At 57.5% G+C, this 20398-nt stretch carries 22 protein-coding genes; 1 reads left to right on the top strand and 21 read right to left on the bottom strand.

What is annotated here, in order from left to right; genetic code table 11:
* Positions 1-5: 5 nt before the first annotated feature.
* The 21 genes from mraY to mltG form a co-directional block, all read right to left on the bottom strand.
* A complete protein-coding gene (mraY, locus tag J4859_RS06725; RefSeq protein ID WP_212335174.1) occupies positions 6-1016 on the bottom strand; it encodes a phospho-N-acetylmuramoyl-pentapeptide-transferase in 1011 nt (336 codons plus the stop codon).
* Positions 1013-2467: a UDP-N-acetylmuramoyl-tripeptide--D-alanyl-D-alanine ligase gene (gene murF / locus J4859_RS06720; protein ID WP_212334492.1), complete on the bottom strand. Its 1455-nt coding sequence runs from the start codon at positions 2465-2467 to the stop codon at positions 1013-1015. Before murF ends, mraY begins: the two co-directional genes overlap by 4 nt.
* A gap of 11 nt (positions 2468-2478) precedes the next feature.
* The gene (locus tag J4859_RS06715; RefSeq protein WP_249113787.1) at positions 2479-4263 is read right to left on the bottom strand and encodes a penicillin-binding protein 2; all 1785 of its coding nucleotides are present in this window, start codon (positions 4261-4263) and stop codon (positions 2479-2481) included.
* A gap of 196 nt (positions 4264-4459) precedes the next feature.
* Positions 4460-4951, bottom strand: a complete 492-nt coding sequence (locus tag J4859_RS06710) for a cell division protein FtsL (protein ID WP_212334490.1) — start codon at positions 4949-4951, stop codon at positions 4460-4462.
* 118 nt (positions 4952-5069) lie between these two features.
* Positions 5070-6050: a 16S rRNA (cytosine(1402)-N(4))-methyltransferase RsmH gene (rsmH, locus tag J4859_RS06705; RefSeq protein ID WP_212334488.1), complete on the bottom strand. Its 981-nt coding sequence runs from the start codon at positions 6048-6050 to the stop codon at positions 5070-5072.
* A 20-nt stretch (positions 6051-6070) separates the two neighbouring features.
* Positions 6071-6499 carry a division/cell wall cluster transcriptional repressor MraZ gene (locus J4859_RS06700; protein ID WP_212334486.1) on the bottom strand — a complete coding sequence of 143 codons (429 nt, stop codon included), beginning with the start codon at positions 6497-6499 and terminating at the stop codon, positions 6071-6073.
* 231 nt (positions 6500-6730) lie between these two features.
* Positions 6731-7654 carry a site-specific tyrosine recombinase XerD gene (gene xerD / locus J4859_RS06695; RefSeq protein ID WP_212334484.1) on the bottom strand — a complete coding sequence of 308 codons (924 nt, stop codon included), beginning with the start codon at positions 7652-7654 and terminating at the stop codon, positions 6731-6733.
* A gap of 12 nt (positions 7655-7666) precedes the next feature.
* Complete coding sequence (locus J4859_RS06690; protein WP_212334482.1) at positions 7667-9313, bottom strand: CTP synthase; 1647 nt, start codon at positions 9311-9313, stop codon at positions 7667-7669.
* A 102-nt stretch (positions 9314-9415) separates the two neighbouring features.
* Positions 9416-11050: a DNA repair protein RecN gene (recN, locus tag J4859_RS06685; protein ID WP_212334480.1), complete on the bottom strand. Its 1635-nt coding sequence runs from the start codon at positions 11048-11050 to the stop codon at positions 9416-9418.
* On the bottom strand, positions 11040-11903 hold the full coding sequence (locus tag J4859_RS06680; RefSeq protein ID WP_212334478.1) for an NAD(+)/NADH kinase: 864 nt from the start codon (positions 11901-11903) through the stop codon (positions 11040-11042). The genes recN and J4859_RS06680 overlap by 11 nt, the downstream gene beginning before the upstream one ends.
* Before the next feature lie 64 nt (positions 11904-11967).
* Positions 11968-12783, bottom strand: coding sequence for a TlyA family RNA methyltransferase (locus tag J4859_RS06675; protein ID WP_212334476.1), 816 nt, complete (start codon positions 12781-12783; stop codon positions 11968-11970).
* 2 nt (positions 12784-12785) lie between these two features.
* Positions 12786-13007 (bottom strand): exodeoxyribonuclease VII small subunit, encoded by a 222-nt coding sequence (locus J4859_RS06670; RefSeq protein WP_212334474.1) that lies wholly within the window; start codon positions 13005-13007, stop codon positions 12786-12788.
* Positions 12994-13479, bottom strand: coding sequence for a transcription antitermination factor NusB (gene nusB, locus J4859_RS06665; RefSeq protein WP_249113785.1), 486 nt, complete (start codon positions 13477-13479; stop codon positions 12994-12996). The genes J4859_RS06670 and nusB overlap by 14 nt, the downstream gene beginning before the upstream one ends.
* Positions 13480-13514: 35 nt before the next feature.
* Positions 13515-13874, bottom strand: coding sequence for an Asp23/Gls24 family envelope stress response protein (locus J4859_RS06660; protein WP_371812203.1), 360 nt, complete (start codon positions 13872-13874; stop codon positions 13515-13517).
* A 144-nt stretch (positions 13875-14018) separates the two neighbouring features.
* Complete coding sequence (gene efp, locus J4859_RS06655) at positions 14019-14588, bottom strand: elongation factor P (protein WP_256436843.1); 570 nt, start codon at positions 14586-14588, stop codon at positions 14019-14021.
* Positions 14589-14694: 106 nt separating this feature from the next.
* Positions 14695-15828, bottom strand: coding sequence for a Xaa-Pro peptidase family protein (locus J4859_RS06650; RefSeq protein ID WP_212334467.1), 1134 nt, complete (start codon positions 15826-15828; stop codon positions 14695-14697).
* 16 nt (positions 15829-15844) lie between these two features.
* Positions 15845-17044 (bottom strand): hypothetical protein, encoded by a 1200-nt coding sequence (locus tag J4859_RS06645; protein WP_212334465.1) that lies wholly within the window; start codon positions 17042-17044, stop codon positions 15845-15847.
* Complete coding sequence (locus J4859_RS06640) at positions 17041-17592, bottom strand: shikimate kinase (protein WP_212334463.1); 552 nt, start codon at positions 17590-17592, stop codon at positions 17041-17043. The genes J4859_RS06645 and J4859_RS06640 overlap by 4 nt, the downstream gene beginning before the upstream one ends.
* A gap of 86 nt (positions 17593-17678) precedes the next feature.
* Positions 17679-18149, bottom strand: a complete 471-nt coding sequence (locus J4859_RS06635; RefSeq protein WP_212334461.1) for a prepilin peptidase — start codon at positions 18147-18149, stop codon at positions 17679-17681.
* The gene (locus J4859_RS06630) at positions 18146-18655 is read right to left on the bottom strand and encodes a YqeG family HAD IIIA-type phosphatase (RefSeq protein WP_212334460.1); all 510 of its coding nucleotides are present in this window, start codon (positions 18653-18655) and stop codon (positions 18146-18148) included. The genes J4859_RS06635 and J4859_RS06630 overlap by 4 nt, the downstream gene beginning before the upstream one ends.
* A 5-nt stretch (positions 18656-18660) precedes the next feature.
* Positions 18661-19791 (bottom strand): endolytic transglycosylase MltG, encoded by a 1131-nt coding sequence (gene mltG / locus J4859_RS06625; protein WP_212334458.1) that lies wholly within the window; start codon positions 19789-19791, stop codon positions 18661-18663.
* 410 nt (positions 19792-20201) lie between these two features.
* Here mltG and J4859_RS06620 point away from each other — a divergent pair, with 410 nt between their 5' ends.
* On the top strand, positions 20202-20378 hold the full coding sequence (locus tag J4859_RS06620; RefSeq protein WP_212334456.1) for a hypothetical protein: 177 nt from the start codon (positions 20202-20204) through the stop codon (positions 20376-20378).
* The last annotated feature ends 20 nt before the right edge of the window (positions 20379-20398 follow it).

Here is a 20398-nt window from a genome sequence, read left to right as displayed (position 1 = left end):
AGGTGCTAAAAGTACAGGGCAGCTCCCAGGACGACAAAGGCCGCAGAGACGATCCAGAAGCGGACGACGACCTTCTGCTCAGGCCAGCCCTTCTTCTCGAAGTGATGGTGCAACGGCGCCATCAGAAAGACGCGCTTGCCCGTGGTCTTGTAGCTGACGACTTGGATAATGACGGAAACGGCTTCGATAATGAAGAGGCCACCCATAATGAGGGAAAAGATCTCAGTCTTAGTGAGGATCGCGACCGACGCGAAGGCACCGCCTAACGCGAGCGAGCCCGTGTCGCCCATAAAGACCGCTGCAGGGTTGCAGTTGTGCCACAGAAAGCCGATGCAGGCGCCGACGAGTGCGGCGCACAGAACCGCGAGATCTGCCTTGCTCTGGGTAGCCGCGATGAGTGAGAAAGCGGACAGCGCGACCGTCACGGTCCCGGCTGCCAAGCCATCGAGCCCGTCGGTTAGGTTCACTGCATTGGAGAAGCCGGCGAGCAACAGGAAGTCAAAGAGCATGTAGAGCCAGGGGATCTGAACCCCACCGATCGCGGTGGTGAGAACTCCAAGATTGACGACGGCGCCACCCGGGAAGCGAATCGTCGGCGCGATGCCGCAGACGTTGACCGCTACGAGGGTAAAGATTACGCAGATGAGCGTCAGCCCCACCATCTTCTGCGAAGGGGTAAGCCCTAGGGATCTGCCATGTGCGACGGATTCGATATCATCGAGCGAACCTAACGCGCCAGTGGTGAGCATGCCGAAGATCGCGAGACCTAAGTAGGGGGTCTTGGGCGCCATGATCAGTGTCACGACGAGAGCAACGGCGAGGATCACGATGCCGCCCATGGTCGGGGTACCCTGCTTCTGAAGGTGGCGCTTCGGGCCGTCCGCACGGACCTGCTGTCCCACGTGCTCACGCCGCATGAAGCGGATATAGGGCACGAGCGCAATACCGGTGACGACCGCCGCGATCGCCGCGGCAACCAATACCAACGCGCTCGGGTAGGACGTACTTCCAATCAGCGGCATTGCTGGAGCACCCCTTCTACGAATCGGTCGAGACGCTCTGCCCTCGACGCCTTCACCAGGACGAGATCCTCAGGTTTGAGGATCGGTTTGATCACTTTGAGTGCGGAGTCTACATCGTCAAACGAGACGATGCTGTCTTCGGAGAGTCCCATCGTCTCGGCCGCCTCAGCGATGCAGTGCGCCAGATCGTGGCCGATCGTCACGAGCATGGCGGGGTGGATCGCGGCGGCATAGGCGCCTACGTAGCCGTGAAGTTTCCGGGCTTCGGAACCCAACTCCCCCATCTCACCCAGGACAACGATCTTTCTGCCTGAGCAGCTCATGTGGTTCAGCACATCGAGCGCTTCCGCCTCGGAAGCCGGCGAGGCATTATAGGTATCGTCGATCACCTGCGCCTTGCCGGGTGCGGTCTTGACCTGCAGGCGCATCTGCTCTCCTTGGAGCTGTGTGATCGCCAGGACCGCTTCCTCACGGTCGACGTGACAGCGCTCAGAGATCGCGAGCACGCAGAGCGCGTCGGCTACCGCATGGCGTCCGGGGATGTGCAGGGAGACCTGCCGCTTCCAGCCGTCAGCAAACTCAAGCGTGAACCGCGCGTAGCCTTGGTTATTGAGGGTGATATCGTGAGCCTGCACGCAGCCCTTGTCTCCATCGACGTAGACCACCTCAACGCCAGCGGGACGCGCAAAGGTCTTTGCGATGAAGTCAGCGTAGTCATCGGTCGCGTTGAGGACCAGACAGGGTGCAATCTTGTGGAATGCCTGCGCTGTCGGGCGCATACCCGAAAGAATCTCCCCCTTGGCGCACGCGATATTCTCACGTGACCCCAGATTGCCGATGTGGCTCGTCCCGATATTAGTGATGATCGCAACGGTCGGGCGGACTGCGGCAGCGAGCCGTCTGATCTCGCCCTTGTGGTTCATCCCCATCTCGACGACAAGCGCCTGGGCGTCATCGGGCGCCGCAAAGAGCGTCAGCGGCACGCCGATCAGGTTATTGAAGTTACCTTTGGTAGCGTGGGTATGGAACTTCGCCCCGAGCGCGGCAGCAGTCATGTTCTTGGTCGTGGTCTTCCCCACCGACCCGGTCACACCGCACACCAACCAATCGGGGTGCTGGTTTCTCCACCAGGTTGCGAGACGCAGCATGAACTCTTCGGGGTCGCCGTTCGCAGCGTGGACAATCGCACAGCCGCCCCGACGGGCGATATCGAGCGCATCCTGATTCGGCTTGCGTGTGACAACCGCACAGGCGGCGCCGGCCTGAAGCGCCTTGGCCACATAGGTGTTTCCGTCCACATGCTCACCTGGGAAGGCGACAAAGAGCGCGCCCGGCTTGACCTCACGCGAATCGATCACACAGCCGGTCACGGCGTGCTCCGGGGAGCCGGCGATCAGCTGCGCTCCGGTCACCTGTAAAAGTTCATTGACTGATATATGCAACATGGTTCCTACTCCTAGGATGCTCGCGGAACTCCCTCATCTTTTAATGCCTCACTCATGATACTCGAGAACATATAGGACGATGAACTTTCCGCAAAATGTGGCGTCCCGTTGAGGCCCACATAAACCAATATATCCGGATCATCGGCGTTCGCGTAGCCGATCAGTGAACTCATATAGATTCCTTTCGCATACCCAGAATCCTGCGAAGACATCTGTGCGGTACCGGTCTTGGCGGCTACCTTGTAGCCTGCCACGCTCGCCTGCTTGGCGGTGCCCTTCGCCACGACGTCCTGCAACAGATCTGAGATCTGCTGCGACACCTCCGGGGTACACACCTGCCCCTTGGCTGCCCAGGTCACATCCTGCCCATCTTTTTGGATTAGGAAGTGCGGGGTCGCGAGCGTACCGCCGTTGGCGATCGCGCCGACCGCCTGCACCATCTGCACCTGCGGGACTGCGAGGCCCTGCCCGAATGCCATGTCCGACAGCGTCATCGACGTATAGTCGTCGTAGTCAGCCACATCGCCCGCAAGTTCACCTGGGTAGTCGATGCCGGTGCGCTGCCCGAGGCCTAAGGATTTGACCGTCGAGGAGAACTGCTCGGCCCCCACATCGCGCGCCATCAGGATGGCACCGACGTTTGAGGAGCGCTCCATCACGGTCCTGACGCTCATCCGCATCGCATTGCGCTTCACGGAGTCGGTCACGTAGTCGTCGCCGACCTTGATCTGCACCGGGACATCGTAGGTAGTGTCCGCAGTGAAGGTATTGTTCATAAAGCCTGAGGCGGCGGTAATGATCTTGAAGATTGAGCCCGGCTCATAGATATCCGAAACCATCCTCAGCTTCAGTTCGTCGTTGGTGAGACTATCCGGATCGGTGAGGTCTGCAAAGGGCGTCGAGCAGGTCGCCAGGATCTCCCCGGTCTTGGGGTTGGTCACCATCGCCGAAGCGGAGTCGGAGTCGTAGGTCTTCGGGGCATTGCGCAGGGTATTCTCCATCACAGTCTGCACGTCGATATCGAGTGACAGGACGATATCCGACCCGTCAGTGGCCTTGTTGGTCTCGGAGATTCCACCGGCAATCGGGGTTCCGTCCGCACCGGTTTCCAGCGTCATTGACCCATCCGTGCCTGAGAGCACATCGTTGTAGTAGAGCTCGAGACCCGTAAGCCCCTCATTGTCTGTGCCGAGCATGCCTAAGATCTGCCCCGCGAGAGCGCCATACGGGTAGACCCGCTTGGAGTCGTCCAGGTAGTAGATACCCGCGATGTCGCTGTCTGACAGCTTTTCACGTACCTGGTCAGCCTGGTCAGGATCCACCTTGCGCTTCACATAGGCAAAGGTCGTATCCTGGTTCAGGATATCGAGATAGTCCTGCTTGTTGCCACCCAGTACGTCATACAGAATCTGTGCAGCCTGGTTTTTATCGGAGACCTGGTTGGGATTGGCATAGATCGTCGTGGCTGCTTGGCTCATCGCGAGCACATTCCCGTTGCGATCGTAGATTGTCCCGCGCTTGGCGGGCAGCACGATCTCGTTGGTCCGGTTGTTTGAGGCTTCTTCAGCGAGCGCCGGCCCTCGTAAGATCTGCAGATAGACTAGTCTCCCCACGACACAGAGGCACAAAACGATCAAGACGGTAAAGAGGACGACTAAACGTCGATCCACCCCCAAGCGCTTTGCCCATAGCGCCATGGGAGAGCCACCCTGCTTGCGCTTTGGACGTGAGGAATGGGTACGCCCCTCATCGTATGAAGAGCGGCGCGTATCTGTGCGTTTATTGCCATAGGCCAAGCGGTGCCTGTGGGGGGTATCGGTGCTCCTCTCACTGTAAGAAGAACGATATGATCGAGACGCACAGGAGCGCTTCTCGTCAAACGAGGAGCGGTATGGATCACTGCGCCCTCTATCGTATGGGGGGCGCTGTGCCCGTGTGTGATGTCTTCTTCCCGAATGTCTCATGGGAAAAGCTTACACCTTACGTAGGTGATCAGTTTTGGGTGTTGGCACAATCCGTAGTACCTGCGGATGGGCCAGCATTCACAATCGCGCTCATATCTGTATCATCCGTATCCGTAGAGGCGATCAGCACCTCAGGGGCGGCAAGGTACATGCCGTACTGCTGGGTCGCCAGACGCTCGATCCGGCTGCCGTTTGAAAGCACTGAGCGACAGACCCGAAGGTCATTGTTCAGATCCTGCGCCGTGGTGACTTGGTCTTCCAAGGCATAGTTCGCCTGAAGTGAAGAGACCGTCGCGGCAGAGAGCGTGATGCGGGCAAAGCCGATTGTAAGAACAGCGCAGGCGATCGCGATTGCAAGCCTCACGTGTTGCAGAAATTGTGCGGAGACGCCTTGGCGGGCCTGCTGGTCCAAGCCTGCGCCCTCGATTACGTCGAAGGAGGGAGAGGTAGAGGTAGCGTACCTCTGGGAGCTGTCACCAAAATCATCGAGGCTGTACGCCTCAGAGAAATCGTACCTCATACCTTATTTCCCCTCATTTTTTAAGCTGCGTTGCAGATGCAAATGTAGTGTGTTTAACGTGCGTTGGTAGTACATAGGTAGTGCGTCATATGCAAACAACTCTGTCGAGTTGATCACATCAATTGCGCATCTTCGGTGCACCGGTCGTATCAAGCCTACGAGCGACCCGCATCAAAGCGCTTCGTGCACGTGGGTTTGCCTCCACTTCTTCTTCGGTTGCCACCAGAGGCTTTCTGGTGACCACTTCGATTATCGGCACGTGTCCGCACACACAGACCGGAAAGTCCGGTGGACAGATGCACCCCTGCGAAAACTCGTGGAAGATGTGCTTCACGAGTCGGTCCTCAAGCGAGTGGTACGAGATCGCGCAGAGCCTGCCGCCCGGATTCAACCAGTGCATGGCTTGACGTAGCCCGTCGTTCAGAGCGTCGAGTTCACCGTTGACTTCGATGCGCAAAGCTTGGAATGTTTTGCGCGCGGGATGCTGACCTGCTCGACGTGCCTTGGCAGGGATGCCTGCCTTGATCACATCGACAAGCTCGAGCGTCGTATTGATTGGACTCTTGGCACGACGACGGACCATCTGTCTCGCGATGGAGGAGGCGAACTTCTCGTCCCCATACGTGTGAAGAATCCGAGTGAGGTCTGCTTCGTTGTAGGTGTTTACGACCTCGCATGCGGTTAAGGTATTGTTCCTCGGATCCATTCGCATATCCAACGGTGCGTCCTCATGGTATGAGAACCCCCGCGCTGGTATATCAAGTTGCGGCGATGAGACACCCAAATCGAAGAGAAAGCAGTCCACACCAGGCACTTGGGCTTCAACGAGCAGCTTATCGAGTTGACCGAAGTTGCCCTTCAAAAACTTGTGCCGGGCCTCAGGCACCTCACGCGCAAAGCGCTCGCGCGCAGCAGTGAGAGCCATATCGTCCTGGTCGATCCCAAGAGACAGCCCCGTCGGGGCAATCCGTTTGGCGAGCTCGACCGAGTGGCCCGCTCCTCCGAGCGTGCAGTCACACACTGTCTCCCCCGGTTGGGGATCCAGGTGAGAGAGCACCATCTTGAGCATCACAGGGGTATGCCGATATTCGACTTTCAAAGAAACATTCCTCCGTCAGCTTAATCAAACATCAGGTTGTCGAGTTCGTCGTCGTCTTCGGTGTTGAGTTCATTGAAGTGATCGAGGTCCCACACCTCAAAATGATCCCTGTTACCGAGGACCTCCACATCGCGGGAAATACCGAGACGCTCAAGCTTATCCTTGGGAAGCTTGCTCAGCGCAACGCGTCCCGCCGAGTCGATCTCGACCGTTACGGTTCTTCTCATGAGTGTTCTTTGCAACGTATCCTGTTCCCGATCGCGGGGATTAAACCCGTTGGGGAAATAGGATGCTGTCCAAGCCTGATGGCCTTCGGGGGTAAAGCCCCACACAGCGTCCTTCAGAGGCACCAAACAAACGCGCTCGCCAAATTGGTGACGAAAGTCTGCTGGCAAGGTCAAACGCAGTTTTGCGTCCAACCTCTGTTGCTTTTCGCCAGTCAGGTACATCTGCCACCTCCCGACGTTTGTGATGCCTCCTAGAGCGTGTATTCAACTATACCTTCACACGAACCCATTTTCCAACACTTTCCTACACTTTCTCCCACCTTTTTATATCCACCCAGCTCAAGTGGGGTGTGACACAGAATATTGTTTGACCACTATATATAGGGGTAGAGATCCAACTCGACCACAAATATTCTGTTCAATGTGGGAGATTGATTCTCAACGTGCACCCACTCATTTGTTGGATTTGTGACGCATTGGACGGCTGTTGGCTCGGGGGTGGGCCGAAAGGTAGGTCATCCGGATGTGGCCGCGGTCAAGGTGTGTATAGAGCTGCGTGGTAGTGATGGAGGCGTGGCCCAAAAGCTCTTGGACAACCCTGACGTCTGCTCCACCCTCCAGAAGGTGAGTCGCGAAGGAGTGCCGCAGGGTGTGGGGATGGAGCCCGCTGATACCGACAGTGCGACCGGCGCGCTCCACGATCGTATAGACGCTCTGCCGAGTGAGCCTGCCCCCGCGGACATTTAAGAAGACCGCATCGTGTGAGTGGCTCGATACGAGCTCAGCGCGCCAGTGCGTGAGATAGTCCTGCATCGCCTCCTGCGCGGTCCCCAAAAGGGGCACCATGCGCTCCTTGGACCCCTTTCCAAAGACCCGAAGCAGCTCGTCGTCGAGCAGCACTGCGGAGAGATCGAGTCCACAGAGTTCTGAGACCCGAAGTCCGCACCCATAGAGCACCTCAATGATCGTACGGTCCCGCTGCCCGATAGGAGTTTGGGGATAGGGTTGGTCGAGGATCTTGAGCATCTGCTCGACGCTTAAGACTTCCGGCAGTCTCTGTTCCTTCTTTGGGAGTGGAACCCCCGCGGCGGGATGGGTCGCAGCGATCTGCTCGGCCACCATAAACCGATGGAAGCTCTTGATCGCGCTCAAGGCCCGCTTGACCGATGTGGTGGCAAGCCCCTCCCCTTCCAAGTGCCTCTCATAGGCTTCGATGTCCTCACGCTTGATCTGGTCGGGCTCCTCGATGTCGCGCTTCTTCAAGAAAGCGAGATAGCCCTGAAGATCGTGGCGATACGCTTCCTGGGTATGAGGAGAGCTACCCCGCTCAATCGCAAGGTAGCCCAGATACTCTTCAAGCGCTTGTTGTAGGTTCACAGCGATTCGGTTCTAATCCGGCGTAACGTCGTGGCGATCAACACCCTCGTGCTGGCCGATCGCGGCGCGGACAAACTCACGGAACAGCGGCGCCGGCTTGGTCGGACGGCTCTTGAACTCAGGGTGTGCCTGTGAGGCGACAAACCAAGGGTGCACGTCTGGCGGCAGCTCGATCATCTCGACTAAACGCTCGTCCGGGGAGAGACCACCGATCACAAGACCGGCCTCCTGCAACTTGTTGCGGTAGGCGTTGTTGACCTCATAGCGATGGCGATGACGCTCGTAGATCAAAGGCTCACCGTAGGCCTCATCCGCAAGCGTACCTGGCACGATCTTGCACGGGTAGGCACCGAGGCGCATCGTACCGCCTTTCTCGGTGATGTCCTGCTGGTCGGGCATGATATCGATCACTGGGTAGGAGCAATCCGGCGCGAACTCGGTGGAGTTGGCGCCCGGCATACCGGCGACAAAGCGTGCAAATTCACTGACTGCAACCTGCAGGCCTAAGCAGATGCCGAGATACGGGATCTTCTTGGTACGTGCGAAGTGCGCTGCCAGGATCTTGCCCTCAACGCCTCGCTGACCGAAGCCACCCGGAACGAGGATACCGTCAGCGTCGGAGAGCACATCCTCGACGTTGTCCTTGGTGAGTTCCTCACCGTCGATCAGCTTGACATCGAGATTGCGGCCGAAGTAGACACCTGCATGTCCGCAAGCCTCAATCACGGAGAGGTAGGCATCCGGCAGCTGTGTGTACTTGCCGACGATGCGGATCTTCGTCTTGTCCGGCTTTGCCTTTGCGGCATGCATCGCGGTCGTGTAGTCGTTCCAGTCAGACATATCCGAGGTACGTGGATCGAGCCCGAGCTTCTCGCAGACCTTTGCGTCGAAGCCCTGCGCCGCGAGGTGCACCGGCACGTCGTAGATGGACGGGCAATCGGAGTTCTCGAAGACGCAATCCTCATCGACGTCGCAGAAGTGCGCAATCTTGGCGCGGATCGGAGCCTCTACCTCGTGGTCGGAGCGGCACACAATGAAGTCCGGCTGAATGCCCATCGAGCGCAGCTCCTTTACGGAATGCTGCGTCGGCTTTGTCTTGACCTCGTGGGCCGCTGCGATATAAGGCACCAGGCTCACATGGATCACGAGGGTGTTGCCTGGGCCATCTTCACGTCTGAACTGACGGATAGCCTCAACGAAAGGCTGCCCCTCAATATCGCCGATCGTACCGCCGAGCTCGGTGATCACGACATCGGCACCCGATTGCTCCTCGATACGGCGGAAGCGCTCTTTGATTGCGTTGGTGACATGGGGAATGACCTGTACGGTACCGCCGAGAAAATCACCGCGGCGCTCGCGCTTGATCAGCGAAGAGTAGATCGCACCGGTCGTGAAGTTGGAATTGCGCGTAAGGTTCTCATCGATGAAGCGCTCATAGTGGCCCAGGTCCAGATCGGACTCATAGCCGTCTTCGGTCACAAAGACTTCACCGTGCTGGAAGGGTGACATCGTACCCGGATCGACATTCAGATAGGGGTCTGCCTTCTGCATCATCACCTTATAGCCCCGTGATTTTAAAAGACGCCCCAGCGATGCTGCCGTGATTCCTTTACCCAGCGAAGACACAACGCCGCCCGTTACAAAGATATGCTTGGTCATGTAGACCCTTCCAAATAAAAACGCGATCTTCTACACGGGATTATATTCTAATCCTAAAACCGGTCTAAAAGGCCGATTTCCTACCTTCATCACCCTACTTATTTAATTGTTAACATGTGCATGCTCGAGCATCTCCCGTGCATGGTTGAGCGAGGCTTCAGATTGGTCGCCGGAGAGCATCCGTGCAATTTCGCGCACGCGCTTCTCCCCTTCCACCTTATGGATCTTGGTTTCCGGAACATCGCCCTCGGTCTTATCGACCACGTACTGGGTATCCGCGACGACGGCGACCTGCGCCAGGTGGGTCACGACGATCACCTGATGGGTCTGCGCGAGTTGCGCCAACACCTGTGCCAGAGCCACGGCAGTTGCCCCGCCGACGCCCGCATCCACCTCGTCGAAGACCAAGGTGTCGATCGCGTCGGCGTTGCCAAGTACTACCTTCGAGGCGAGCATCACGCGGGAAAGCTCACCGCCTGAAGCGATCCTGCGCAGCGGACGCAGGGAGAGTCCGGCGCCCGGACGGTACATGAGCTCGATCGCAGAGGGACCTTCCTGAGCCCACTCCTTACGGGGCAGATCCTCGATCGAGAAGGTGACTGCAGCTCCATCCATCTCGAGCTGTCCCATCACCGCGGTGATGGCCTTGGTGAGCTTCGGTGCTGCGGCATGGCGCAGCTTCTGTAAAGCTGCGGCAGCAGCTTTGAGCTTATCCTCTGCCTCAGCGATCTTTTTCTGTGCTTCCCGCTCACGCTCATCGCCGTCCTGGATTACAGCGACCAACTCTTCGGCCTCATCCCGACGCTTCAGGACATGTTCTAGGTCAGGGCCGTAGCTGCGCAGCAGACCCTGATACTGAGAGTTGCGCTCTTCAAGCTGCTGCAGCTCCTCCGGATCAAGCTCCACCGAATCGCGGTAGTCACGCAGTTCTGAGGCGGCGTCCTCCGCCTCGATCAGGGAGCTTTCCAGATTGTCCGCATAGGTTTTGAGCTTCTCATCGTAGCGCGCAGCATCCTGCAGCTGTTGGATCACACCGCTTAAAATATCGGAGACGCCACCGTCCTCGGTCACTGCCCGGTGTGCGGCATCCGCGGCGCTCATCAGCATCTCTGCGTGCTCTGCACGCGGCAGCTCCTCTTGAAGCTCCTCGTAATCTTCCTGAGAGGGATCGACCTGCTCAATCTGATTCAAGACAAAGGCGGCCTGCTCGGCATTCTCCTGGCTGTCGGCGCGAGCCTTCTGGATCCGCTTCAAGGCACGGTGTGCCGCCTGAGCCTCTTTGAAAGCGCTTCTATAGTGCTCAAGTGCGCTCAGGGTCGCCTCACCCGCGTAGGCATCGAGGAGCTCCGCATGGGTCGAAGTGTCCATCAGCCGCTGGTGTTCGTGCTGTCCACACAGATCAACGCTCGCTCCGAGCGTGTCTGCCAATTCATGGACCGTAGCGAGATGGCCGTCGATCTCAACCCGACCGTGCCCGTCTTGGGAGAGCCTTCTGCGGACGATATGTCCGTCCTCTTCCTTATCTCCCAAAAAGAAGCGGCCTTCAACTTCCAGCTCGGATGAGCCTTCCCGGATCGAAGAAGTGTTCGCACGGTCTCCGATCAACAGCTTCAGTGAGGAGAGCAACGCGGATTTGCCGGTACCGGTCTCACCGGTCAACACGGTCAGCTTCGGAGAAAATTCAAGCGTTGCCTCTCTGATCAAAGCGACATTGTCCGCTTTAATCTCATCGATCATCGGTAGCCACTTTCCCGTAGAAGACTCTGGAAACCGATTCATAGAAGCTCTGTGAGGAGCGGTCGAGCAGGATAATGTCACCGGGGCCGCGGCGCACTCTGATGTGCATCGCTCGTCCACCGCGCTGACCCATCGGCTGACCATCCGCCAGCACGGTCCGCTCCACAGGGCGCTCCTGAGACATATCGATCTCAACGATTTCCGACTCAGAGGTCAAAAACGCCCGCGCCAGAATCGTGTGTGGAGCAATCGGGACGCAGACCATTCCGTTGAACTCAGGGGTCACAATTGGGCCGCCGGCAGCCAGCGCATAGCCGGTCGAACCGGTCGCAGTCGACACGACGAATCCGTCACCCTGGATTTGGTCGATGTGGTTCCCGGAAACTCCAACGTCAAACGAGATCACATCGCCCAAGCTCCCTCGGGTGAGGGCCATATCATTGAGAGCGAATCTGCGCTCCGTGTAGCTCGTCCCATCGGGGAAGTAATAGTCGGCTTCAATGGAGAGGGTCGCTCGGTGTGAAGCGTGCATCTCACCTTCGAGCGCTTCACTGACGGTCCGGATTAAATTGGAGGGCCTCCCAGTCGTCAAAAAGCCCAGGTGCCCATAGGAGAAGCCGATCAGCGGGATCTCTGCGTAGCCCACGATACGTGCGGCACGCAACAAGGTGCCATCACCGCCCAGGGATACCACCAGATTGCACCCCTGCGCGGTGACATGGTTATATTCTTTGCTTGTCATATCCGGTGTCCACACTGCTTCGTGGCCTTGGCTCTTGAGCCAGGCATCGAGTGTGTTTGCCCCCTTTACCGCTCCCGGACGGGAATAATTGGGAACTATAAGCACTTTCATGCCGCGCACCTCACAGCCTTTCTTGCAACCATTCAGGCAGTATATCAGCCACCGGGATCGATTACTAGTACATGTGTTCTGTTTTGGGTAAAATCGACGTTGAAGACCTCACCACCGACTCCAGATCCAACGTGCCTGTGACAGCCGTCTTCCGGTCACCCAACAACAGATATTCCTGATTTCCTTTGGTCCCCTTGATGGGGCTCGGACAGGCACCGACCGGTGTGAGCCCCGCCTCCTGAAACGCAAAGGCCACTCTCTTGAGCGCTTGCAGGCGCACGTTTGGATCGCGAACGACACCGCCTTCGCCCACCTGATCGCGGGGCGCTTCAAACTGCGGTTTGACTAAGGTAAGAAGGCTACCTGTATCGGTCAACAATTCCAGAACCGCAGGCAATACGGTGAGTACTGAGGTAAAAGAGACGTCACACACCGCCAGATCGATCGTGCCTTGCCGCTCCGGGGTCGGCACATCCACCATGTTGGTGCGCTCCAAGAGTTCGACGCGGCAATCATTCCTCAACTCCCAGGCAAACTGGGCGTAGCCCACGTCGACCGCCAGTACGCTCTTCGCTCCGCGTCGCAGCAGCACATCGGTAAAGCCCCCGGTGGAGCAGCCCACATCGAGGCAGCGCAATCCTTTCGGGTCTACCTTAAATGCATCGAGAGCCCCGGCGAGCTTCAGCCCACCGCGGCTCACATAGGGTCTTGTTCCTCTGACGTGCAACGCTAAGCCCGGTTTGACCGCCTCACCCGGATGGTCGAGGCGTTCACCTGAAGCGGAGACCTCCCCCGCCAGAACTGCGCGGTAGGCCTTATCCTTCGTAGAAAAATAGCCTTGTGCGACCAGTTCTTCGTCGAGGCGCCTGCGTTTTGCCACGCCTATTCGCCTGACTTTGCATTGTTGGTACTGCCTGCCATTGAAGGGGGGTCCGGCGTATCCACCAGATTGATCGCCTTTGACCCTAGTGCAATCGCTTCGTCGTAGATATCGAGAGAACGCTCAAGTGACGTATCTTTATTTTTTACCTCTGCGACCAGTTCATCCAGCCGATCCGAGATCGCCTGAAATGAGGTATAGTCTGCGGCATCAATCTTCGCCATGCCCGCCACCCTGAGATGCTTGCGTGGCCGGTGTAGCGTTGAGACGCGCGGCGCGTTCGCGCTCAACTTGACCTTCCAGGTCCTTGCCTTGGTCAAGCTCACGGGCGATGTGCCCTAAGACGCCGTTGATAAAGCGGGAGGACTCGTCGGTGCCGAAGGCCTTTGCGAGCTCCACGCACTCGTCGATCGTGACCGGCAACGCGACGTCGTCGACCTCCAGGATCTCATAGAGCGCCAAGCGGAGTAGGTTGCGGTCCACCGCCGGCATCCGGCTCAGGGACCAGTTTGTGGAGACCGCCTCGATGATGCGGTCGAGTTCGGGGATGTAGTCCCAGCACCCGCGGGAGAGCCTCTCGCCAAAGGGGTCGAGCGGTCCGTCGGAGATCACATAGTCACCCGCCAGCACCTCATCGACGCTGCGGCCGGTTGCCTCAGCCTGAAAGACGAGCTGAAGGGCCTGGCTGCGCGCCAAAGTTCTTCCACCAAAACGATGATGAGCCAAAACACTTACTCCTTGGGAAACACAAGGCTGTCGATTGCGATATCGATCGAAGCAACCTCGACACCGATCTGCTCGCTGACCGCACGGGCAACTTCATTGCGTACCGCATCGGCAAGCTCACGGAACGGATACCCATAGAACGCAGCCAGATGGACGGTGAGTTTGAGCTTACCGCCTTCGACCTCAGCCTCGACCGCGTCGGTGGTGTTCAACTGTTTCTGCGTAAAGATGCGGATCAGGCTCGAGGTGATGTTCCCGTTACCTCCCACAGAGGCAACCCCCTCTACTTTTTCCGCTGCCAGTGCCACGACACTTGCGACAACCTGGCGTGAGATGCCGATGCCCGCGATTGAGAGCTCGTCCATGGACAGTCCTTCCATTAAAACTAAAACAAAAGCACACTGTATGTACTTAAGTATACGCAAAACTGATGTGCTGTGTACTCAACACAACGAAAGCGCCTCACCGAAACGATAAGACACTGAAACATTCACCGCATGCAGTAAAACCTAGACACGCTGGACGAACTTGCCGTCACGGGTGTCGACCTTGATCTTGTCGCCCTGGTTCAGATAGAGCGGGACCTGGATCTGCGCACCGGTGGAAATCGTCGCGGGCTTGGTGCCGCCCTGGACTGTATCACCCTTGAAGCCGGGATCGGTCTGCGTGATCTCAACGGTGATGAACATCGGAGGTGTCACGCCTAAAAGCTCGTCGTCGGCGTAGAGCAGCGAGCAGTTGTCGTTCTCCACCAACCACTTGGCATTGTCGCCGATAAAGTCTTTGGAGACTGGGATCTGCTCGTAGGTGTCGTTGTCCATAAAGTAATAGGAGTCACCGTCGTTGTAGAGATACTGCATCTCACGGGTAATAAGCTGGACGCTCTCGAACTTGGTGCCTGCGTTGCAGGTTTGTTCGATCGTGCGGCCGTCCTTCAGGTTCTTGATCTTATAGCGGACAAAGGCGCCACCTTTGCCGGGCTTGACGTGCTGAAACTCAACGATCGTGTAGTACTTGTTGCCGATCTTGAGACCCATGCCATTCTTAAAATCAGCGGTGCTGATAGTCTGCGTTGCCACAAATAACTCTCCTTCACCAAAAAACTGTTGTGTGAACGATAGTATACGACGCTCCCTTGGCGCTTGGAGGCGCTGTATCCCATTCAGCACACAAGGTATAGAAAACTTATTTCACCGGAAGCTCCTGCAGCTCGTGCGGAGACTGCGTAAAGACTTCATACCCATCTTTGGTGACCTGTCCGAAGTCCTCGAGGCGGATTCCGAACTTGTCCGGCAGATAGATGCCCGGCTCGACCGTGACGACCGCACCAGCGGAGGTCTTCTTTGCGCCAACGGCGGCACGGGTGAAGAGTGGGAGCTCGTGGATCTGAAGGCCGACACCGTGGCCCAGGCCGTGGTTGAAGTACTTACCGTAGCCAGCGTCTGTGATCACCTTGACGGCGAGGTTGTGGATTTCGTTGCCGGTGACACCCTCGTGGATTGCAGCTTCACAGGTCTCGTTGGCCTTACGGACAACCGCATAGACCTTCTTCTGCTCCTCGGAAGCCTCACCCACGCAGACCGTGCGGGTCATATCGGAGTGATAGTCGTGGTAGCCGGCGCCGTAGTCCATAACGATCATGTCACCCTCCTGAATCACGCGGCTGCCCGGCTGGGCGTGCGGGTTGGCACCATTCGGACCGGAAGCGATGAGCGAGTCAAAGGAAAGCGCATCTGCACCGTGGCTGAACATGTAGCCCTCAAGCTCGGTGCGTACCTGGAGCTCAGTCATGCCCGGCTTGATGAAGCCACAGATATGTTCGAAGGCCGCATCGGTGATGGACTGCGCGTGCTTGATCAGGGAGACTTCTTCGGCGTCCTTGACAATACGCAGGGCTGAGACATCCCCGTGCATGTGAGGCAGCAAGCACCCGAGTGAAGCATGGTTAAGCGCCTCGGTGAGCGCCTCAGCGAAGGCTAGATCCTGGGTGTCCTCAAGCGCGACCACGCGGGCGTGGGTCTCCAGTACGCGCTGCGCCACCCAGTCAGCGGCGCCGATATATTTCTGGTCGATCACCCAAGGAGTATCCTTCCCCAGGCGGTCGATGAAGGTACCGTAGTAGCGGGAATCCGTATGGAGCCACTGCCCATCTTTTGCAACGAATGCAGTGTGCGCCACTTCGTCGTCGAAGGTACGCTGCGCGCCAGTGAGCCAGCGCAGGTCAGCGTTGTTGCGCAGAACTACCGCATCGTAGCCCTTTGCCGCCATGACCCCTCTCAGTCGCTCCACACGCTGAGCGCACGCTTTTGCATCAACCACTGTGATCACTCACTCCTCATCTAATTGTATCTGTCTGTTGTTCGCTATCAGTCTGCAGTTTGGCATGCTGGGCACACCAGGCCGCAAGGTTTTCTTTCAGGCTCTCCGGATCGAGCGTAGCGAGCCTCACGCGGCCAAAGCCCCTCGGCAGCGCCACCATAAAGCGATCTGACCGCATGAAGGCAATACGGTGCATCACGCGGAAGAGGTCGTCCGGATCGATCGTTGCCTGAACGGTACCCAATCCAAAGGTCTCAAGCACCTCATCCTGGGCGAGCATATCGTCGATCGAGAACCCCTCCTCGACACAGGCGAGCCGTGCCATGAACCGCAGCCCTTCCGCAAAGAGGGTTGAGTTAGGGAACTCATCGCCGGTGAGTTCCTTGAGGGCCCGCGCGAAGGTCTGCCCATACTCCAGCGACTGTCTCACTGCAATCGAAGTTGAGGAGACGATCCGTCCGCGGCTCCTGAGGCTCTCGTTGAACTGGTCACGCCACACGATCTCATTGTTGTCTGCCAGATCCTGCCGTCTGTTGTAGAGCAGTTCGAAGGCATTCTGGGTATCTGAAACCGCCGTAGCCACCATCGTCACAAGCGCTCGACTGCGCTGCTCTGACTCCTCCAGGCTCATCACCGCGAAGTCCGCAAACACATTCCTAATGCTGTTGCGCCCCTGAACCATACCCGGATGGCCCCCTACCGTGAGTCCTGCCGGCGTAACCGTCGCACACATGAGCGCTTCCACATCGAGCGGGATCGCTGCAACCGGAGTACCTCCGCACCAGCCGCCTGCCACAAAAGAGACCAGGTCAAGCTGAGCGGCGTCACCGACAACCACGATCGCATCGTCGCTTGTGATCCCCGCCTCATCGAGCTTACGGTAGATAGCAGGCGCGCTCTCAATCTTGAGGGCTTCCTCCCCATCCGGGATTGAGCCCCGCTTCACCGAGAAACCCTCGCTCGTCATCTCTGTAAAGATATGTTCAACTAACTCAGCGGAAGCATTCTCACCGCTCAGGAGCATCGCTTTGTGGGGCTTGCCCACAAAGGTGATCAGGTCTGAGCCGAACCGTTGCAGATTCCCATGCCCGATACGGACATTGCAGGAATTCTGGGGGATCGAAACCCACTGGCGGGTCGCTTCCAGCTTCGGGTCGGCATCCTTTGGCTGTACTGGCTCTTCGGGAGCGGTGGGGTTGTGTTCTTTGTCACTCATAGCAAACCTTTCTCCCAGAGGAGCTGCACGGCCGCATCGGCCACCTCTTGAAAACTCTTGTTATGGATATCCAACGTATAATCCGCGGTCTTCTCATACAGCGGGCGGCGCCGTTCGTAGCACGCCTTTGTGTCTTTCATACAGCAGCCTAGATCGGGTCTGCCTTCGGTGTGGCGGATCTTTTTCAGGGAATCCTCAAGATCCCCATCCAGATAGACCACTTTCCCCATCTCGTGCATCAGCTGTGCGTTGCCGGGGCGCTCCACGATGCCTCCCCCACAGCTCACGAGCAGGGACTTGCGGCCCTTCAGGCTGCGCAGGACTTCGGTCTCCGCATCGCGGAAAGCCTCTTCGCCGTCCTGTTCGAAGATATCGCAGACACACTTGCCGAAGTTGCGTTCGACCAGACGGTCGGTATCGACATAGCCGCGACAGAAGAGCCTGCCTAAGTTGCGCGCGAGTGTCGACTTCCCTGCTCCAAGAAAACCGATAAAAAAGATATGGTCACATCCCTGGTGATGAACATATCCTTCCCCGAGCGAACCCAACGTGCAACCTCCATGTACACAAATATCCAAATGATAAGTTTACCACGTTACACACAAGGCTCACGGAGCGGCTTTGGTACTCCACATCAGGGAGCGAGCATTAAAGCAAGCAGGACACTATAAAATCCAACTGAAAGCCAGGGACCTGCAGCAAAGGTCTCCTGATGCCGCAACCAGGCGACGAGCGCTCCGGCAAGCAGTGCAGTGCACAGCGCTGGCAGGATCCACTCTCCCAGAAGAGGCGCCCAGGCGCTTGCATACTTCACATCGCCCAAACCAAAGCCGGCCTGCTGAGTGAACCGGCGATAGAGGAACTCGATCGCAACTGCGCATGTTAAAAAGAGCATCGAAAACAGGATGCAGAACGCGGGAGTGTTGAGCCGCTCAGCAAACCGACCCCATCCGGGAACGGACAGTACCGCTTCAGGATGGAGAGCTCTCAGGCTTTGAAACGCCAGCCCGATCACGGTTATAAAAATGCAAGATGCGTTATCAATGATTCTCGTTCGGGCATCGCGCACGCTCACGCCGATGGCTATCGCGAGAAGGCAAATCACCGATGCGGGCCTTTCCGGTACCGGTGATCTTTCAGTACCGGCACCTCAAGCTTTCTTAACACCTTAGTGTAGAACAGATCCGTATCTGACTGCGGTTTGACCAAGATCGTCGCTATTCCGGCTAAATTTCCCGCCACCACATCGGTGTAAACTTGATCCCCCACGAGCACTGTCTCGTCTTTGGTATAGTCCCGCTCACGCATCGCATTGAGGAGCGCAAAAGGTGAGGGTTTCATCGCCGCATAGATCGCAGACGAGTTAAGCTTGTCTGCGGAAGCTTTCACAGAATCCCCGAAGATGTTGTTGGAGACAAGGCAGGTCTCAAAGCCCATGGCTTGTGCTTTGGCAAACCAGCGCTCGATATCGGGAGGGACTGTAAAGGTATTCAGCGGCATGCAGGTATTGTCACGGTCCATCAAGAGGAACCGATACCCATATGCTTTGAGCGCGTCGAGATCGATCAGATCCACGCACTCAATATAAGCAGAGGCTGTCAGCAGCGACATAGAGACTACTGGCCCTGTTCTTCGTCCTGCGTCTGGGCATCCGGGTACTGCTCCTGCGCAGCCGCAATGTTGGCCAGGTGCTGATCGTAGTCCTCAGCATACCAGCTGTGGGAATCGTCACCATCTTTGATGATGTAGAAGAAGTAGTAGTCGGTCTGGGCGGGATTGAGTGCAGCTTGCAAGGAAGCTTCACCGGGAGAGCAGATCGGAGTGAGGGGCAATCCTTCGTTCAGATAGGTGTTGTACGGATTGTTCTGCTGCAGATCATCCGGTGTCACCGCGTCACCCTTGTAATATTCGCTCGTGGCGTCTGACTGCAGCGGCATACCGTCACGCATGCGGTTGTAGAAAACTGAAGCAATCGTCGGTCTGTCATCGTCGCTTGCCGCCTCACGCTCGATGATGGAAGCGAGCTTCAGGAAGTCATAGTCACTGAAGTCGAGCCCGTAGGTGGTGGCGATATTCTGCCGCGCAGTCTCAAAATCAAGTGCGCCGATCTCGCTTTGGTACTGGTCGAGCATCGCGCGGATGACCGTATCCGCATCGACGTCCTTGTGGAAGTTGTAGGTCCTCGGGAAGAGGAACCCTTCCAGGGAGTTGTCCGCCGCATCGGCTAAGAACGGATAGTCGCTCACATAGTTGGAGGCTTTCGCCTGTGCCATGAAGTCATCCGCAGAGATCGTGGGGATGTTCTTCTCGATCGCGTTGGCGATCGCTTGGACGGTGTATCCCTCCGGGATCGTTAACGTATAGGCCGCATTGTACTGAGGACCCGCTACGAGGGCTTGGGCCAACTCCTCCGGTGTCATGCCGCCGGTAAAGGTATAGGTGCCCGCCTGCATATTCTGGGCGTTGTTGCCCTGCGCGAGCGCCGCGTGCATAAAGTCGCTCGACTGATCATTGGTGAGCAAGCCGGCATCCACGAGCGCACCGAAGATCGACTGGCCGTCAGCCCCTTCAGGGATCTCAACGTCGACGGTCGTGCCCGGAGCAACAAGGGTCATCGCCTCATGGTCGCGTGCCTTCTGAACTGCCGCAGGGATCACCGCGGCGCAGAGGACAAGACAGACGATAAGGCCCAGGATCAACAGGAGCATATAGAGCCCGGTTTTGTGCTTGGGCTCAGGCTCGGGCACTGACATGTGCCTCCCACGCCCGGCTGCCTGATGTTCTTGAGAAGGAAAATGGCTTCCACCTGCCAGCTTCTGAGAATGCGCAGAATGGCGGGGGGCGGTCGTGCTTGAGGAGCGCGGATAGTGTCTTCCTGTCATGCCCGTCCTTTGTGACAGATACGCGTACATATAAATACGTATCGATTGACGTTTACAGCTATATAAGGATAAACCGGCACAGCTCACCCGTGCACCCTCAGGGCGCATTCTTCTCACGATCTCTAAAATCTAGGTATCTGACGTGCTTGTTCTTCAACTATCTGCATTTCCCGAGATCGTATGGATACCGATACTACTGAGACAGTACCGATACCCTGAAAGTTAGTCGAGCTCCACCAAGTTGTAGTGCTGGGTCCCAGCCCGATCTCCTCTGCGTGGCCGAGCGTGTGGGTACCGTCACGGCTTTCAATACGCTGCTGAAGCGCCGAGCCGTCCAGAGCCTGATAGACCAGATCGACGCAAACCCAGTCACCGGATCAAGCGAAGCGAGGATCCCGATATCGGCCATCTCGGGCTCTGCGGGATTTGAGTCGCAGTCAACGGAGAGCTGATTCGCGGGTTATGTTTCAAA

This window comes from Atopobium sp. oral taxon 416, from assembly GCF_018128285.1.
Classification (GTDB): domain Bacteria; phylum Actinomycetota; class Coriobacteriia; order Coriobacteriales; family Atopobiaceae; genus Olsenella_L.
This window is presented reverse-complemented; position numbering and strand designations above follow the sequence as displayed.

Bases quoted from the DNA above. Each gene is read 5' to 3' on its own strand.
- murF (WP_212334492.1), bottom strand. From the start codon at position 2,467: ATGTTGCATATATCAGTCAATGAACTTTTACAGGTGACCGGAGCGCAG.
- J4859_RS06710 (WP_212334490.1), bottom strand. From the start codon at position 4,951: ATGAGGTACGATTTCTCTGAGGCGTACAGCCTCGATGATTTTGGTGAC.
- J4859_RS06700 (WP_212334486.1), bottom strand. From the start codon at position 6,499: ATGTACCTGACTGGCGAAAAGCAACAGAGGTTGGACGCAAAACTGCGT.
- J4859_RS06690 (WP_212334482.1), bottom strand. From the start codon at position 9,313: ATGACCAAGCATATCTTTGTAACGGGCGGCGTTGTGTCTTCGCTGGGT.
- recN (WP_212334480.1), bottom strand. From the start codon at position 11,050: ATGATCGATGAGATTAAAGCGGACAATGTCGCTTTGATCAGAGAGGCA.
- J4859_RS06680 (WP_212334478.1), bottom strand. From the start codon at position 11,903: ATGAAAGTGCTTATAGTTCCCAATTATTCCCGTCCGGGAGCGGTAAAG.
- J4859_RS06670 (WP_212334474.1), bottom strand. From the start codon at position 13,007: ATGGCGAAGATTGATGCCGCAGACTATACCTCATTTCAGGCGATCTCG.
- J4859_RS06660 (WP_371812203.1), bottom strand. From the start codon at position 13,874: ATGGACGAGCTCTCAATCGCGGGCATCGGCATCTCACGCCAGGTTGTC.
- J4859_RS06645 (WP_212334465.1), bottom strand. From the start codon at position 17,044: ATGAGTGACAAAGAACACAACCCCACCGCTCCCGAAGAGCCAGTACAG.
- J4859_RS06630 (WP_212334460.1), bottom strand. From the start codon at position 18,655: ATGTCGCTGCTGACAGCCTCTGCTTATATTGAGTGCGTGGATCTGATC.